This window comes from Serratia sp. (in: enterobacteria) (assembly GCF_051654945.1).
In the GTDB taxonomy this organism is placed as follows: Bacteria; Pseudomonadota; Gammaproteobacteria; order Enterobacterales; family Enterobacteriaceae; genus Chania.
In genome coordinates this window covers 79,452-95,835 of sequence record NZ_JBOFZA010000076.1, presented here as the reverse complement: position 1 = coordinate 95,835, position 16,384 = coordinate 79,452, and the positions used below count along the sequence as shown (strand labels likewise).

At 56.6% G+C, this 16,384-nt stretch carries 14 protein-coding genes; 9 read left to right on the top strand and 5 right to left on the bottom strand.

Annotated elements, in window-relative coordinates; translation table 11 throughout:
- Positions 1-191: 191 nt before the first annotated feature.
- Complete coding sequence (locus tag ACRDCA_RS15765) at positions 192-1,436, top strand: pyridoxal-phosphate-dependent aminotransferase family protein (protein ID WP_438690378.1); 1,245 nt, start codon at positions 192-194, stop codon at positions 1,434-1,436.
- Positions 1,433-2,671 carry an allantoate amidohydrolase gene (gene hpxK / locus ACRDCA_RS15760; protein WP_438690377.1) on the top strand — a complete coding sequence of 413 codons (1,239 nt, stop codon included), beginning with the start codon at positions 1,433-1,435 and terminating at the stop codon, positions 2,669-2,671. The genes ACRDCA_RS15765 and hpxK overlap by 4 nt, the downstream gene beginning before the upstream one ends.
- Positions 2,672-2,950: 279 nt before the next feature.
- Here the strand turns inward: hpxK and ACRDCA_RS15755 are convergent, their stop codons facing one another.
- Both ACRDCA_RS15755 and ACRDCA_RS15750 read right to left on the bottom strand, forming a co-directional pair.
- The gene (locus ACRDCA_RS15755; RefSeq protein WP_438690376.1) at positions 2,951-3,724 is read right to left on the bottom strand and encodes an amidohydrolase; all 774 of its coding nucleotides are present in this window, start codon (positions 3,722-3,724) and stop codon (positions 2,951-2,953) included.
- Complete coding sequence (locus ACRDCA_RS15750; protein ID WP_438690375.1) at positions 3,712-4,872, bottom strand: pyridoxal phosphate-dependent aminotransferase; 1,161 nt, start codon at positions 4,870-4,872, stop codon at positions 3,712-3,714. The genes ACRDCA_RS15755 and ACRDCA_RS15750 overlap by 13 nt, the downstream gene beginning before the upstream one ends.
- 100 nt (positions 4,873-4,972) lie before the next feature.
- Here ACRDCA_RS15750 and ACRDCA_RS15745 point away from each other — a divergent pair, with 100 nt between their 5' ends.
- The 3 genes from ACRDCA_RS15745 to ACRDCA_RS15735 are packed head-to-tail and all read left to right on the top strand — an operon-like array spanning position 4,973 to position 6,812.
- On the top strand, positions 4,973-5,587 hold the full coding sequence (locus ACRDCA_RS15745; RefSeq protein ID WP_438690374.1) for a methylthioribulose 1-phosphate dehydratase: 615 nt from the start codon (positions 4,973-4,975) through the stop codon (positions 5,585-5,587).
- Positions 5,584-6,270: an acireductone synthase gene (mtnC, locus tag ACRDCA_RS15740; protein WP_438690373.1), complete on the top strand. Its 687-nt coding sequence runs from the start codon at positions 5,584-5,586 to the stop codon at positions 6,268-6,270. Before ACRDCA_RS15745 ends, mtnC begins: the two co-directional genes overlap by 4 nt.
- Positions 6,270-6,812, top strand: a complete 543-nt coding sequence (locus ACRDCA_RS15735; RefSeq protein WP_438690372.1) for a 1,2-dihydroxy-3-keto-5-methylthiopentene dioxygenase — start codon at positions 6,270-6,272, stop codon at positions 6,810-6,812. Before mtnC ends, ACRDCA_RS15735 begins: the two co-directional genes overlap by 1 nt.
- Before the next feature lie 55 nt (positions 6,813-6,867).
- On the opposite strand, the gene mtnA is transcribed toward ACRDCA_RS15735, so the two are convergent.
- On the bottom strand, positions 6,868-7,896 hold the full coding sequence (mtnA, locus tag ACRDCA_RS15730; RefSeq protein ID WP_438690371.1) for an S-methyl-5-thioribose-1-phosphate isomerase: 1,029 nt from the start codon (positions 7,894-7,896) through the stop codon (positions 6,868-6,870).
- A 143-nt stretch (positions 7,897-8,039) separates the two neighbouring features.
- Between mtnA and mtnK the strand changes: the two genes are divergently transcribed.
- The gene (gene mtnK, locus ACRDCA_RS15725) at positions 8,040-9,239 is read left to right on the top strand and encodes an S-methyl-5-thioribose kinase (protein ID WP_438690370.1); all 1,200 of its coding nucleotides are present in this window, start codon (positions 8,040-8,042) and stop codon (positions 9,237-9,239) included.
- A 70-nt stretch (positions 9,240-9,309) separates the two neighbouring features.
- Here the strand turns inward: mtnK and fadE are convergent, their stop codons facing one another.
- Entirely contained in the window at positions 9,310-11,766 is a 2,457-nt protein-coding gene (fadE, locus tag ACRDCA_RS15720) for an acyl-CoA dehydrogenase FadE (RefSeq protein ID WP_438690369.1), read from the bottom strand.
- A gap of 256 nt (positions 11,767-12,022) precedes the next feature.
- Here fadE and lpcA point away from each other — a divergent pair, with 256 nt between their 5' ends.
- Together lpcA and ACRDCA_RS15710 are read left to right on the top strand one after the other, a co-directional pair.
- On the top strand, positions 12,023-12,604 hold the full coding sequence (lpcA, locus tag ACRDCA_RS15715) for a D-sedoheptulose 7-phosphate isomerase (RefSeq protein WP_025121790.1): 582 nt from the start codon (positions 12,023-12,025) through the stop codon (positions 12,602-12,604).
- Between the two features lie 247 nt (positions 12,605-12,851).
- On the top strand, positions 12,852-13,652 hold the full coding sequence (locus ACRDCA_RS15710) for a class II glutamine amidotransferase (RefSeq protein WP_438690368.1): 801 nt from the start codon (positions 12,852-12,854) through the stop codon (positions 13,650-13,652).
- Here the strand turns inward: ACRDCA_RS15710 and dpaA are convergent.
- Entirely contained in the window at positions 13,590-14,360 is a 771-nt protein-coding gene (dpaA, locus tag ACRDCA_RS15705; protein WP_438690367.1) for a peptidoglycan meso-diaminopimelic acid protein amidase, read from the bottom strand. The two genes, ACRDCA_RS15710 and dpaA, sit on opposite strands and share 63 nt — an antisense overlap.
- Before the next feature lie 674 nt (positions 14,361-15,034).
- On the opposite strand from dpaA, the gene ACRDCA_RS15700 reads away from it, so the two are divergent.
- Positions 15,035-16,384: a Na(+)-translocating NADH-quinone reductase subunit A gene (locus ACRDCA_RS15700; RefSeq protein ID WP_438690366.1), complete on the top strand. Its 1,350-nt coding sequence runs from the start codon at positions 15,035-15,037 to the stop codon at positions 16,382-16,384.

The following is a 16,384-nucleotide window of genomic DNA, read 5'->3' as shown; positions in this document are numbered from 1 at the left end:
TTCGACGACAAACAGCTAAATAGGGGCGCTGCATGTTGCGTCCCGAATGAGTCTTTAGTTGCAAAAAAATAATTTAAGAATCTTTTGTTTCATCCTCTCGCGCTTGGCGATAATCTAGCACTATCTCAAACCAACCAGCTTCTGGTGTAGCCCTCTCCCAAACCAAGTTATTAAGTTGACAAGGAATGAACATGCTAGCTATCAGCCAATTCGATCAAATCAATCCTCCGCACCGCCTGCTGATGGGCCCAGGGCCGATCAATGCCGATCCGCGCGTGCTGCGTGCCATGTCCAGCCAACTGATCGGTCAATACGATCCGGCCATGACCGGCTATATGAATCAGGTGATGGAGCTGTATCGTGCGCTGTTCCGCACGCAGAACCGCTGGACGATGCTGGTGGACGGGACCTCTCGCGCCGGTATTGAGGCGATGCTGGTTTCTGCTATCCGCCCTGGCGATAAAGTGTTGGTGCCGGTATTTGGCCGCTTTGGTCATCTGTTGTGTGAAATTGCCCGCCGCTGCCGTGCCGAAGTGCATACCATCGAAGCGCCTTGGGGCGAGGTGTTCAGTGCCGATCGGATTGAGGATGCGATCAAGAAAGTGCGGCCACGCCTGCTGCTGACGGTGCAAGGGGATACCTCCACCACCATGCTGCAACCGCTGGCGGAATTGGGCGATATCTGCCGGCGCCACGGCGTCTTGTTCTATACCGATGCCACCGCCTCGTTCGCCGGTAACGAATTGGAAACCGATGCCTGGGGTCTGGATGCGGTGTCCGCAGGGCTGCAAAAATGCCTGGGCGGCCCTTCCGGCAGTTCTCCCATTACCCTTAGCCCACAGTTTGAAGAGATCGTGCGCCGCCGTAAGTGCGTTGAAGAGGGGATCCGTACCGCCGATCACGCCGACGGTGATGATGAGATGATCTATTCCAACTATTTCGATCTCGGCATGATCATGGATTACTGGGGGCCGGAGCGCCTGAACCACCATACGGAAGCCACCAGCATGCTGTTTGCTGCCCGCGAATGCGCCCGGGTGATCCTGGAAGAGGGGTTGGATAACACCATTGCCCGCCACAAACTGCACGGCGCGGCGATGTTGGCCGGGATCCAGGGAATGGGCCTGGAGGTCTTTGGCGATATCGCCTACAAGATGAACAACGTGCTGGGTGTGGTGATCCCACAGGGCATCCATGGCGAACAGGTACGCCAGATGATGCTTAATGACTTCGCCATTGAAATCGGCACCTCGTTTGGCCCGTTGCAGGGCAAGATCTGGCGGATCGGCACCATGGGCTACAACGCGCGCAAAGACTGCGTATTGCAAACGCTGGCCGCGCTGGAAGCGGTATTGAACCGTCTCGGTTTTGTCAGCTCGCAGGGGGAAGCGATGCAGGCAGCATGGAATATTTACGACGCTGAACGCCAGGAATGATCGCTCAGGAGGCTGAGCAGGCCGCAGCCAGAGTGATGGCTCGCTGTGACGAACTGGCGGCCATCAGCAGTTCGCCTGGTCAACTGACGCGGGTTTACCTCTCCCCAGAACATCTGCGTGCCAACCAGCTGGTAGGCAGTTGGATGCGTGAACTGGGGATGGAGGTCTGGCAAGACGGCGTGGGTAACATCTGCGGACGTTACGAAGGAATGCAACCGTCTGCACCGGTGCTGCTGCTTGGCTCTCATCTGGATACGGTACGTAACGCGGGACGCTACGATGGCATGCTGGGCGTGTTGACAGCGCTCGAAGTTGTTGCGTTCCTGCATAGCCGCAACCGGCGCTTGCCGCAGGCGATCGAAGTGATCGGTTTTGCCGATGAAGAAGGGACGCGTTTTGGCATTACCTTGCTCGGTAGCAAGGGGGTTACCGGGCAGTGGGAGCCGGATTGGCTGGCATGCACCGATGCCGGGGGCGTCAGTGTCGCCGAGGCTATGCGTGACGCAGGCTTGGATCCTGCTGCGGTGGGGTCTGCCGAGCGAGCACAGGACTCGATTGGTGCCTATCTCGAACTGCATATCGAACAGGGGCCTTGTCTTGAGGCTGCCGATCTGGCGCTGGGAGTGGTCACTGCGATAAACGCGGCTCGCCGCCTCAACTGTACCTTTATCGGGCATGCTGGCCATGCCGGCACGGTGCCGATGGGGCTGCGCCAGGATGCGCTGGCTGCCGCTGCTGAATGGATGGTGGCGGTTGAGCGGCTCACCGTGGAATGCGATCCACATGTCGTCGCAACGGTCGGTCAGATCGAAAGCTTGCCGGGAGCGGTTAATGTGATCCCTGGGCAGGTGAGGTTATCTCTCGATGTACGTGGCCCGCAAGACGAGCAGCTAGATACGCTGCTAACGGAATTGCTGGCGCAGGCGCAGAGCATTGGCGCACGTCGCGGGATCCGTTTCGACAGCGAGGAGTTTTATCGTATAGCGGCCACCGCCTGTGACCAGGCGTTGCAGCAGCGTTGGATCGATGCGGTGATGCAGGTGCAAGGGAGTTGCCTAAAGTTGCCTAGCGGTGCGGGGCATGATGGGCTGGCGATCGCCGCTCGTTGGCCGGTGGGGATGCTGTTTGTCCGTTGTGCTGGGGGCATCAGCCATCATCCCGATGAAGCGGTAACGCTGGGCGACGTAGCGTTGGCGATCCAGGCTTACTGCCAGGTTGTCGCTATAGCGGATTGATTATAACCCCTCACCCCAGCCCTCTCCCACTTGTACGGACTGGGCAACCTGAACACTTGTTTGAGGGAGAGAGGGCTAGTCCGGAGCTACGGTCAGATGCAGGAGTTAGCAGGTAGCACGTTCGGTCCCCCTCTCCCATTGTACGGACTGGGCAACCTGAACACTTGTTTGAGGGAGAGGGGGCTAGTCCGGAGCTACGGTCAGATGCAGGCGTTAACAGGTAGCACATTCGGTTCCCTCCCCCTTTGGGAGAGGGTTAGGGTGAGGGGATTTGTTAACTCAATCATGCAGCAGGAAGCTATCCGCATCACGCCAGGCGGGGAACGCCGTGCGGTAGGTTTGCAGCGTTTCCAGCGAAAGCTCGGCATCCAGCCTTGCCGCCTGGCCCGGTTCTGCGCTGGCCAAGCGTTCCCCCTGCGGGCTGACGATCAGACTGTCACCGCTGTAATTCAGGCCGTTACCGTCCTCGCCCACGCGGTTGCAACCCGCCACGTAAATCTGATTTTCAATCGCCCGCGCCGCCAGCAGCGTTTGCCAATGCATGCTGCGCGCAGCGGGCCAGTTGGCCACGTACAGAGCCAGATCGTAATCCTGCTGATAGCGTGACCACACCGGGAAGCGCAGGTCATAACAGATTTGCGGCAGGATACGCCAGCCGCGCCATTCGAAAATAGTGCGCTGCTTCCCTGCCTGATAATGCAGGTGCTCGCCGGCCATACGGAACAGATGGCGTTTATCATAGCCATGCACTTTGCCGCCGGGCTCTACCAGCAGGAAACGGTTAACCGCACCTTCAGGCGTTTTCAACGCCACGCTGCCGCCAATCAAGGCGTTGGTTTTCACCGCCCAGGTATGCAGCCAGTCGATGACCTGCTGCTCTGGCAGCGCACTTTCCCCAGCATCCATAGCAAAGCCGGTGGTAAACATTTCTGGCAGTACGATCAGATCGCGGCCAGTAATCGCAGGCAGTAAGGCATCGAACTGGCGCAGGTTGGCTTCACCTTGCCGCCAGACCAGCGGTTGCTGCAACAGGGTAATTTTTAGAGTCGACATAGGCGCTCCGCAGCGGCATCCAGCGTGGCATCTTGCTTGGCGAAGCACAGCCGGATCAGTTTATGAGGGAAAGGATCGGCACAGAAGACGGACAGCGGGATCGCTGCCACGCCTGCGTGCTCGGTCAGCCAATGGCAGAAGGCAACGTCATCCAGATCGGAGATGGCGCTGTAATCGGCCAGCAAGAAATAGGTGCCTTCGCAGGGCAGAATTTCCAGTCTGCTGTTAGCCAGCGCCTGCACGAAACGATCGCGCTTGGCACGATAAAACGCCGGTAACTGTTGCCAGTGTTCCGGCTCGTTGCGCAGCATATCGGCCAGTGCCAGCTGTGCCGGGGTATTGACCGAGAACGTCAAATACTGGTGAACCTTGCGTACCTCTGCGCTCAACGCCTCTGGAGCCACGCAGTAACCCACTTTCCAGCCGGTCATATGGAAGGTTTTACCAAACGAGGAAACGGCAATCGCCCGCAGACGCAGTTGCGGATGGGCCAGCACGCTGGCATGTCCTCCTTTGGCAAAGCAGATATGTTCGTAAACCTCATCGCTCAGGATATAGATCTCCCGATCGGCGATTGCGGCCCAGAGTTGCTGCATATCTTCAGCCGACCAAGCTGTGGCGGAGGGATTTTGCGGAGTATTGAGGATCACCAGCCGGGTGCGCGGTGAGAGCTGCTCGGCAAAGTGTTGCCAATCCACCTTGAAGGCCGGTGGTTGCAGCGCGATGCGTTTCAATACGCCGCCGGAAAGTTGTACCGCCGGGGCGTAGCTGTCGTAACTGGGATCGAAACAAATGACTTCATCACCAGCGCGCACCAGGGCGCTGATCGCGGCGAACAAAGCTTCGGTGGCACCGGCGGTGACGGTCACTTCGCTATTGGCATCTGGCTGCCAGCCATAAAGCTGGGCGGTTTTTTCCGCAATGGCTTCACGCAACGGTGCAGCACCGGTCATCGGGGCGTATTGGTTCGCACCCTGGCTGACGTGCCAGCTTAGACGCTGTTTTAGATACTCCGGGCCATCAAAATCCGGAAAGCCTTGTGACAGGTTGATCGCCTGATGCTGCTGCGCCAGAGCGCTCATCTGGGTAAAGATGGTGGTACCGAGTTCAGGTAACTTGCTGGCTGGGATCGGGGCTTCGGTGCTCATTTCAGGCTAATTCTCCTGGCGCTTATGTTGCGAATAATATAGCACGATGTTAATGTTTGGCAATCAAGACGTTTAGATGGCTATCAGGAAGAATGACCGAATGACGGAAAACCCGCAACTACATGCCTTATTGGCGGCCTGCCATTGGATCGGTGAGAAGGGCTGGTGTCCGGCAACCGGCGGCAATATGTCGCTGCGCCTTGACGAGCAACGCTGCCTGGTGACCGAATCCGGTAAAGACAAGGGCAGCATGAGCGAGCAGGATTTATTGCTGGTGGAAACGGCGAACAACCATGTTCCCAGTGGCCGCACGCCTTCGGCAGAAACCGGCCTGCATACGCTGATCTATCGGCTCTATCCCGCAGTCGGGGCCATCCTGCATACCCATTCGGTCAATGCCACCGTGCTTTCTCGCGTGGAGAAGAGTGACGCGTTGGTCCTGCAAGGGTATGAAATGCAAAAATCCCTCAGCGGCCAGAAGAGCCACCTCGACAGCGTCAGCATCCCTATTTTTGATAACGATCAGGACATTCCAGCGCTGGCTGGGCGCGTGGCGGCTTTTGCCGAAGTAACGCCGTTGCAGTACGGTTTCCTGGTGCGTGGCCATGGCTTGTATTGCTGGGGCAATCAGGTGGCGCAAGCACGCCGCCATCTTGAAGGGCTGGAGTTCCTGTTCCAGTGTGAACTACAACGCCGTTTACTGGAGGCCAAATGATCCGCGCCATCGTCACCGATATTGAAGGCACCACCAGCGATATCCGCTTTGTGCATCAGGTGCTGTTCCCCTATGCCCGTGAGCGACTGGGGGAGTTTATCCGCTGCCATTATAACGACGCTGAAGTGGCGGCACCGCTGGCAGCATTGCGTGAAGAGATTGCCCAACCGGACGCGGATAATGAACAGCTTATCACTGCGCTTTACCGTTTTATGGATGAGGATCGCAAATCTACCGCGCTGAAAGCCTTGCAGGGCATCATTTGGCGTAGTGGCTACCATAATGGCGATTTTCAGGGGCATCTCTACCCGGAAGTGGCCGCACAGTTAGCCGCCTGGCAGCAGCAAGGGTTGACGCTGTACGTCTACTCTTCCGGTTCGGTTGAAGCGCAAAAGCTGTTGTTTGGCTACAGCGATGCGGGAGATTTGCAACCGCTGTTCAGCGGTTACTTTGATACGCACGTGGGGGCCAAGCGTGAAAGCCTGTCTTACCAGAATATCGCGCAGGCCATTGGCCTGGAGCCAGCCGAACTGCTGTTCCTGTCCGATATCCATCAGGAGCTGGATGCCGCCCGGCAAGCGGGTTGGCATACCTGCCAACTGATCCGTGATGAGGCCGATCCGCACAGCCAGCACCGGCAGGTTAACCGTTTTGATCACATTGAGTTAGGGGAGTTTGTCTGATGAGTGGATTGACCATTTTTAGCGATCAACAGCCGCAGCAGCCGTTGTGGCAGAGCCAGGATGCGCAGGCTATCCAGCAACAACTGGCGCAGATTGGCGTGCGTTTTGAGCGTTGGCAGGCCGATCGCGAACTGGGGGACAACCCGCAGCCGGAAGCGGTGATCGCCGCCTATCAGCATGAAATCGACCGGTTGGTGGCAGAAAAGGGCTATCAGAGCTGGGATGTGATCAGCATGCGTCCCGATAACGCCCAGCGTGAAGTGCTGCGGGAAAAGTTCCTGGCCGAACATACCCATGGTGAGGATGAAGTGCGCTTCTTTGTGGAAGGGGCGGGGCTGTTTTGCCTGCATCTGGAAGGGAAAATCTTCCAGATCCTGTGTGAGAAAAACGATCTGATCTCGGTGCCAGCCAACACCCGCCACTGGTTTGATATGGGGTCGGCACCCAGTTTCACCGCCATCCGCGTATTCGATAACCCGGAAGGCTGGGTAGCTCATTTTACCGGTGACAAGATTGCCGCAGCCTATCCAACATTAGATTGAGTCCATGCAGCCCCTCACCCCAACCCTCTCCCACAGGGCTAGGGTGAGGGTATCGTTATGCCAATGCCCGCTGAAAAACACCGTCGGCAACCTGCTCTGGCGTGATGACGCCGCTATCCAACACCCAACCACTGATCAAAGCCGCCGGAGTGACATCGAATGCCGGGTTGTAGGTTGGCGCGTTCAGCGGTGCCCACTGGCAGGAACCAAAGCTGCCGCTGACGCCGGTGATTTCCTCCGCTGCCCGCTGTTCGATCGGAATGGCTGCACCGTTCGGGCAGTGGGGATCGTGCGTAGTATGTGGGGCAGCAACGTAAAACGGAATGCGGTGATAATGGGCCAGCACCGCCAGGCTGTAAGTGCCGATCTTATTGGCCACGTCCCCGTTGGCCGCAATACGGTCTGCGCCGACCCAGACGGCATCGACCTGGCCCGTAGCCATCAGGCTGGCGGCCATTGAATCGCAGATCAAACGGTAAGGAATGCCCAGCTCACCGAGTTCCCAGGCGGTGAGTCGTCCTCCTTGCAGCAACGGACGAGTTTCATCAACCCACACCTGAGTGATCTTGCCCTGCTGATGTGCACGCAGCAGAACGCCAATTGCCGTACCCACACCCGCCGTCGCCAGCCCACCGGTGTTGCAATGGGTGAGCAGGCGGCTACCAGGTTTCACCCACTCAGCGCCGTTATCGGCGATGCGATCGCACAAGGTTTTATCTTCTTCTACCAGCCGCAGGGCTTCCTCAGTCATCGCGCTCACCCAATCCGGCTGTGCCAAAGCCTGCTTCATGCGATCCAGATTGTTCATCAGGTTCACCGCTGTAGGGCGTGAAGCACGCAGCGTCTGCAACGCCTGTTCCAACTCACTCTGTGACAGACCACGCTCGGCCAGCAGGGCTAATAACAGGCTGGCAGACAGCCCGATCAACGGTGCGCCACGCACCCGCAGGGCACGGATATGCCCAACCAGTTCGTCCACGCTATCGCAAGGCAGCCAACACTTTTCCTGCGGGAGGGCTTGCTGGTCGAGGATCCACAGGCGGTTATCTTTCAGGTCCAGGCTGGTGGTGTTAAATGCTTGCATCGGTAGTTAAATCCTTGTGTCTTTCTTATTGCATCTGTGAACCCATTCTGCCAACATGACATCCGGATGTATAGACGTCCAAACGCTTTTGCGTCTAAAAATAAAAAAATCATCGCTACGGGAAAGAACAGAGGGGTTGGGGGATGTCACAATATCGTACGTTTACTGCTGCCGATGCCGTTGAATATGCGCGTCAATATGGGCAACTGGCCGAACCTCAGGCACTGGTGAGTGCCGATGAGATCGGTGATGGTAATCTCAACCTGGTATTTAAAATTCGTGATGGCGACGGCGTCAGCCGGGTGATCGTCAAGCAGGCGCTGCCGTACGTACGTTGCGTGGGAGAATCCTGGCCGCTGACGCTGGATCGGGCGCGTATCGAAGCGGAAACGCTGCTGATCCACGGGGCGCTATGCCCGCGCCACACGGTGAAGATCCTGCATCACGATCCTGAGCTGGCGGTGATGGTGCAGGAAGATCTCTCCGACCACCATATCTGGCGCAGTGAGCTGGTGAAAGGGCGTTACTACCCGCTGGCGGCTGGCCAACTGGCGGAGTATCTGGCGCAAACCCTGTTCCACACCTCTGATTTTTACCAGACCGCGCAGTTGAAAAAGGCGGAAGTCAGCCGCTTCACCAACCCGGAACTGTGTCAGATCACCGAAGATCTGTTCTTTAGCGATCCCTATCAGGATCACGAACGTAACCACTTTGACGAGGCGTTGCTGCCGCAGGTACTTGAGCTTCGCAATGACACGGCGCTCAAGTTAGCGGTGGCTGGGCTGAAACACCGTTTCCTGAGTAAGGCCGAAGCGTTGCTGCACGGCGATATTCACAGCGGCTCGATCTTTGTTGCCGAAGGTAAGCTAAAGGCGATCGATGCCGAGTTTGGCTTCTACGGCCCTATTGGTTTTGATATTGGCACCGCGATGGGCAACCTGCTGCTGAACTATTGTGGTTTACCGGGGCTGTTCGGCCCGCGTGATGCGGCGGCCGGGCGTGAACAACGGTTGCAGGATATCCGTGAGCTGTGGCTGATTTTTGCCGACCGTTTTCTGGCGCTGTGCCATCAACATAGCCGCGATGCAACGCTGGCGCTGCCGGGCTATGCCGAACAGTTCCTGCAACAGGTCTGGGCCGATGCGGTGGGCTACTGTGGCACGGAGCTGATCCGCCGCACTATCGGGCTGGCTCACGTGGCCGATCTGGACAGCATTACCGATGCAGAAATGCGTGCCGAGTGCCAGCGCAGTGCCCTCAATCTGGGCCGTGCGCTGATCGTCAATGCGCCGCACATTGCACATATTGATGCCTTGCTGGCGCGTATCCGCCAACACGGCTGAGCCTAACTCTGCAATGAAGAAGGGGCGATCCGTTACGGTATCGCCCCTTGGCATTTACGTTCAGTGACCGTTATGCGGCTTCAGTCTGCTGCTGGCGTTTCTCCAGCTTTACTGGCTTTGCCGGCTGTTGCGCCGCCAACGCGTCCGGCGCAAAGTCATCGACGTTAATCGAACGCAGACGGCTTTCTTCCGCTTTCACCAGGATCTTGGCTTCGTCGGTGCTGATTTTGCCTTCATCCAGCGCGCGTTGTGCCAGACGATCGAGGCGGGTAAACGGCAGGTTTTTACCGGCTTGTTTACACAGACGCTGGTGGATAGGTTCTGCGGCGATCACGTCCAACAACGCGGCTTCCAGCAGGCCAACCGGGTTATGCTCGCTTGGCGTCAGGTATTGACCACGGCCAATGCGGCTACGGGTGGCTGAAGGCTGCTGAATAATCTTCGCCAACTGGTGATCCAGCTTATCCGAAGGTGCGGTATGCACGCGGCCGAATGGGAACACCACCAGACGCATCGCCCCGGCGATAAAGCGGTTCGGGAAGTTGCGCAGCAGGTCGTCCAGCGCTTGCTCTGCCTGATTCAGGCTGTCCTGCACGCCCCAGTGAACCAGTGGCAGATCTTCTTTCTGGCGTCCTTCATCCTCAAAGCGTTTCAGCGTGGCCGAGGCCAGATACATCTGGCTGAGCACGTCACCCAGACGGGCAGAGATACGTTCACGGCGTTTCAGGCTGCCGCCCAGCACGCCCATGGAAACGTCAGACAGCAACGCCAGGTTGGCGCTCAGGCGGTTTAGCTGCTGATAGTAGCGGCGCGTGGCATCTTTGGTTGGCGTGCTGCTGGTGCGGCCGTTGGTCAGGCCGAGCCACAGGCTGCGCATCTTGCTGCTGCCGACGTGGCCGAGGTGGCCGAACAGTGCTTGGTCAAAGGTGTGCAGATCGTTGTTCTGGGCTGCCGCCATTTCGGTCAGGACGTAAGGATGGCAGCGGATCGCCCCCTGGCCAAAGATCATCATGGTACGGGTCAGAATATTGGCACCTTCTACCGTGATGGCAATTGGTGCGCCCTGATAGGCACGGGCCAGGAAGTTGGCTTTACCCAGCATGATGCCTTTACCGCCGGTGATATCCATTGCATCGATGATGGCCTGCTGGCCACGGTGGGTACAATGGTATTTGACGATGGCAGACAGCACCGCGGGTTTTTCGCCCTGCATCAACGCATAGGTGATCAGCGATGCGGCGGCATCCATCACGTAGGTATTACCGGCAATACGCGCCAGCGGCTCTTCAATCCCCTCCATCTTACCGATAGAGATTTTGAACTGGCGACGAATATGGGCGTATGCACCGGTCGCCAGAGCGACAGACTTCAGGCTGCCGGTCGAGTTGGATGGCAGGGTGATGCCACGGCCAACCGACAGGCATTCAACCAGCATCCGCCAGCCCTGACCGGCCATTTTTGGCCCGCCAATGATGTAATCGATCGGCACGAATACGTCGTTGCCACGCGTTGGGCCATTCTGGAACGGCACGTTGAGCGGGAAGTGACGGTTGCCAATCTCGACCCCTGGGGTGCTGGTTGGGATCAACGCACAGGTGATCCCTGGGGATTCGTTATCGCTCAGCAGGCGGCTCGGGTCATGCAGCTTGAAGGCCAGCCCCAGCACGGTGGCAATCGGTGCCAGAGTGATGTAGCGCTTGTTCCAGGTCAGGCGCATACCCAGCACCTGTTTGCCTTCCCATTCGCCCATGCAGACGGTACCCACGTCCGGGATAGCCCCGGCGTCGGAACCCGCTTCCGGACTGGTCAGTGCGAAGCAAGGAATTTCATCGCCACGTGCCAGACCTGGCAGGTAGTGATCTTTCTGTTCTTCAGTGCCGTAATGTTGCAGCAGTTCGCCCGGGCCGAGGGAGTTAGGCACGCCGACGGTGATCGCCAGAATACCTGAGACACCCGCCAGTTTTTGCAGGACGCGCGCCTGAGCATAAGGGGAGAATTCCAGCCCGCCATACTCTTTTTTGATGATCATCGCAAAGAAGCGGTGCTGTTTCAGATAGGCCCACAGTTCCGGCGGCAGATCGGCCAGCTCGTGAGTGATCTGGAAGTCATCGGCCATGCGGCAGGCTTCTTCAACCGGGCCGTCGATAAAGGCTTGCTCTTCTTCTGTCAGCTTAGGCTGCGGGTAGTTGTGCAGCTTGTTCCAATCCGGGTTGCCGCGGAACAGATCGCCTTCCCACCAGGTGGTCCCGGCGTCGATGGCTTCTTTTTCCGTGGTGGACATTGGTGGCATCACTTTGCGGAAGGCGCGCAGTGCCGGGGCAGAAAGCAGCGAGCGGCGCAGTGAAACGACGTTCAGCGGCAGCAGCACGATTGCCAACGGGACCAGCATCCAGTAAGTCCAAAGGCCGATAGCGCCCATGGCTGCGGTATAGGCCAGCAGCAGCAGACTGCTGAGAGCCAGGTTCACTCGGTGATAAAACACCACACCAATGAGTGCGAGGAAGATAACGATACTAAGAACCATCATAAGAAGCTCCGAAGTAGTAAGAGGTCTGACCTGTTGTGTATATCTAATGGTTTTAGTCCATACCACTTTTTTTATCAATGTATTTACACTTTAATTACAACTTAAGTCACAAACTGACAGCATCAATTGTCAAAAAATGTTCAGGTCGCTTCACACTAGCGCTGTTTGTGTCGCAATGCTTCTCGGTTTTTCTGCAATCCGTTACACTGCGAGACGAAAGATTGACGATGCCACCGCACAACAAGAGGCGATCTCTATGTACCATGATTTAATTCGCAGTGAACTGAATGAAGCGGCTGATACCCTGGCGAAATTCCTCAGCGATGATGCCAACATTGATAACATCCAACGCGCGGCAGTGCTGTTGGCGGACTCTTTTAAAGCCGGTGGGAAAGTGATCTCCTGTGGTAACGGTGGCTCGCATTGTGATGCGATGCACTTCGCGGAAGAGCTGACTGGCCGCTACCGTGAGAATCGCCCGGGTTATCCGGCCATCGCGATTTCTGACGTTAGCCATCTGTCCTGCGTCAGCAACGATTTTGGCTATGACTATGTATTCTCCCGCTACGTGGAAGCCGTGGGTCGTGAAGGCGACGTCTTGTTGGGGATCTCCACCTCCGGCAACTCCGGTAACATCATTAAAGCCATTGAAGCAGCCCGCGCCAAAGGGATGAAAGTGATCACCCTGACCGGTAAAGACGGTGGCAAAATGGCCGGCAGTGCCGATGTGGAAATCCGCGTGCCGCACTTTGGCTACGCCGACCGTATCCAGGAAATTCATATCAAAGCGATCCACATCTTGATTCAACTGATCGAAAAAGAGATGGTGAAGGCGTAAGCTAAATAGCTGCACCTGATAGTGCTACAGGCGGGGAGCATGCAGAACGCCGACACGCCGTAAACCCGTCCGTGGGGGCTCGCAATCGCGCATCCCTGCGCTCAACGGTCGGCTATCTGCATGCTCCCCACCTGTCTCGGGCTTGAAGTGTCGCGGTATTAAACACCGTTATTCAGCAATAATGTAGGGCGTGGCATCAGGCTGCGCCCTTATACCAATGTCAGTAGTCCTCAAGGGGTGGCAATCGATGTGTGAACTGCTCGGGATGAGCGCCAACGTACCAACCGACATCTGTTTTAGCTTTACCGGGCTGGTACAGCGCGGTGGCCGAACCGGGCCACATAAAGATGGTTGGGGCATTACCTTCTATGAAGGCAACGGTTGCCGCACATTCAAAGATCCCCAGCCAAGCTTCAATTCACCGATTGCCCGTCTGGTGCAGGAATACCCGATCAAGTCCTGTGCCGTGGTCTCTCACATTCGACAGGCCAATCGCGGTGAAGTGGCGCTGGAAAATACCCATCCCTTTACCCGTGAGCTGTGGGGCCGCAATTGGACTTATGCCCACAATGGCCAATTGAAAGGCTATCGCCAACTGGCGACCGGTAACTTCCGCCCTGTGGGGCAGACCGACAGTGAATATGCCTTCTGCTGGCTGTTACATCAGCTGGCGCTAAAATACCCGCGCACCCCCAGCAACTGGCCTGCCGTGTTCCGCTATATTGCGTTATTGGCCGACCAACTGCGGCAGAAAGGGGTGTTCAATATGCTGTTGTCAGATGGGCGCTTTGTGATGGCCTATTGCTCCACCAACCTTTACTGGATCACCCGGCGAGCGCCTTTTGGTAAAGCTACGCTGCTCGATCAGGACGTAGAGATTGATTTTCAGCGGCAGACCACGCCGGATGATGTGGTCACGGTCATTGCGACCCAGCCGCTGACGGGCAATGAAACCTGGCACAAGATTGCACCAGGCGAGTTTGCGTTATTTCACTTCGGTGAGCGGCTTGCTGCGGGCGAAGGGGTTGGTGTTAGTCTCAATCGTTGAGGCATATTGCGTTGGCTGACCGCTGCCAATTACCGGCTGTGCCAACACATATTGGCCGTTGGCCACGCTGACCAGCGGTGGCTGACGGTTTTTGACGAAGTAGTCATAGCCTGGTTTCAACTGACGCCAGAAGCTGATGTAGGTCGATGAACGGTGGCGTTGCAGGTTCTGTTCGGTCATGCGGAACGGATAAATGCTGATATCCACCCGGGTTTGCCCGTGAGCAAATGCCGCTTCAACGTAACGATAGATATCGTCCATATAGGCGTTGGTCATCGCGTAGCAACCGATCGATTTGCATTCCCCGTGGATCATCAGATAGGCGCCGGAATATCCCTGCGACTTATCGTAATCATTCGGGAAACCGATATTAATGGCGCGATAATATTTGCTGTCTGGCTTCAGATGGCGGGTATCGACGCTATAAAAGCCTTCAGGGCTTTTGAAATCCCCTTCACGGCGCTTCGGGCCAAGCCCACCGGAGAAGTTGCAGATCGAGAAGCTATTCACCAGGCGGAATTCGTTGCCCATCTTGGCGTACAGCTCCAGCTTGCGCTCTTCTTTGAATATCTGGATATAGACCGGCGAACCTAGTAATTGCTGTGCAACCAGGGGCGTCTGGGGAGCCGGGGCTGGCTCACTGGCGCTGCAAGCCGTGATCAGCGGCGTACAAAATAGCATCGCAAACAACAGCGCGATTTTGCTCATTCTTAATTTATCCTGCTTATATTTATTTGCTGATATATCCCCGTCGCCTTTCAAGCTGCAGCGTTGTTACCTGCACTTGTTCATCCCCAGTCACTTACTACAAGTAAGTGACTGGGGATGAACAAGTTTGTCGCCTAGCTGCAACTTGAAATTCATAGGGGATGAAAACTAACCTAACCAGCATGCCACTGACGATTTACCACATTAAACCACGTCAGATTACCAGCGTGTTGTTTTTTAGCAATATCGGAAGTGTATAAAAAAACTACAATCATCGGTAAAAGTGAAATGAGCCGCAGATTTTTACGAATAGTGTTAAAGGATAACAACTATTTAATTGCATTTCCTCGACTCAGGTCACTAGATAGCACGGAAAAATGCCGCCGAAAATGTTAATATCTTGCCATGCTGCATCGTTATTAATCGGTAATCAGTGCGTGGCTATTGTGTGAAATAGCATCAATTCCGCCATCGTTTATAGCAATGTTTTAACATTCTGCAGTATTGGCTTATCACCGGCCTGCGCGTTAACGGTCAGTGGGAATAATTCAAGTTGGGCATGAGGTCATCGTGCTCATCCTGAGGGGGCCAAGGCCACCTCATCATCCTGCACGCTCTGTGCCTGCCTCTGGGCCGGTAGGACGTGTAAAAATTTAAAACATCGTATAACTCCTATGATCAAAATAAGAAAAGGGTTGGATCTGCCAATAGCTGGGGCGCCTTCGCAGGCGATCCAGAATGGCCCAGCGATCACCAAAGTGGCGCTGCTCGGCCAGGAATATGTTGGTATGCGCCCCTCCATGTTGGTACAGGTTGGCGATCGCGTTAAAAAAGGCCAGGCGCTGTTTGAAGACAAGAAGATCCCCGGGGTATTCTTTACGGCACCGGCCAGCGGGCAGATCGCGGCTATCAATCGCGGTGAACGCCGCATGTTGCAATCGGTCGTCATTGACATCGACAACGATGGCGAAGAGCAGGTAGAGCTGGCTTATTATCAGCAGGCTGATTTGCCGATGCTGGAGCGCCAACAGGTCGAAAGCGATCTGATCGCCAGCGGCCTGTGGACCGCACTGCGCACCCGCCCGTTCAGCAAGACCCCTCATCCAGGCACCTCACCGCGCGCGATATTCGTCAGCGCTATCGATACCCAGCCGTTGGCGGCCGATCCCTTAGTGATTATCAACGAGCAACTGGCGGCATTTAACGCCGGCCTGACGGTATTGGCACGTCTGACGGAAGGCAAGGTCCATGTCTGTCATGCGGCAGGTACGCGGCTGGATACGGCTGCCGGATCGCAGATTGATTACAATGAGTTTGCTGGCCCGCACCCGGCGGGACTAGTGGGGACGCATATTCACTTCCTGGAGCCGGTCAGCCTGAAGAAAACCGTTTGGCATATCGGTTATCAGGACGTGATTGCCATCGGTACCCTGTTTACCACCGGCAAGCTGGATACCCGGCGCGTCGTTGCTCTGGCGGGGCCGCAGGTGGAACAACCGGTGCTGCTGCGTACCCGTTTGGGGGCCAGCCTGGATGAACTGACGGCGGGCCGCCTGAAGGCCGGTGAGAACCGGGTCATTTCCGGCTCGGTACTGAGTGGTTTTCATGCCAGCGGCCCGAGCGCCTGGCTGGGCCGTTTCCACCACCAGGTTTCAGTGTTGTTGGAAGGGCGGGAGAAAGAGCTGCTGGGATGGATCACGCCAGCGCCGGATAAATTCTCCATCACCCGCACCACACTGGGCCATTTCCTCAAACACAAGCTGTTCGCCTTCTCCACCACCACCAACGGCGGTGAGCGTTCGATGGTGCCGATCGGCAATTACGAACGGGTGATGCCGCTGGATATCCTGCCGACCCATCTGCTGCGCGATTTGCTGGCGGGCGATACCGACAGTGCCCAGGCGCTGGGCTGTCTGGAGCTGGATGAAGAAGATCTGGCGTTGTGTACCTTCGTTTGCCCCGGCAAGTATGAATATGGCCCGGTGCTGCGCGAAGTGCTGACCAAGATTGAGCAGGAAGGATAA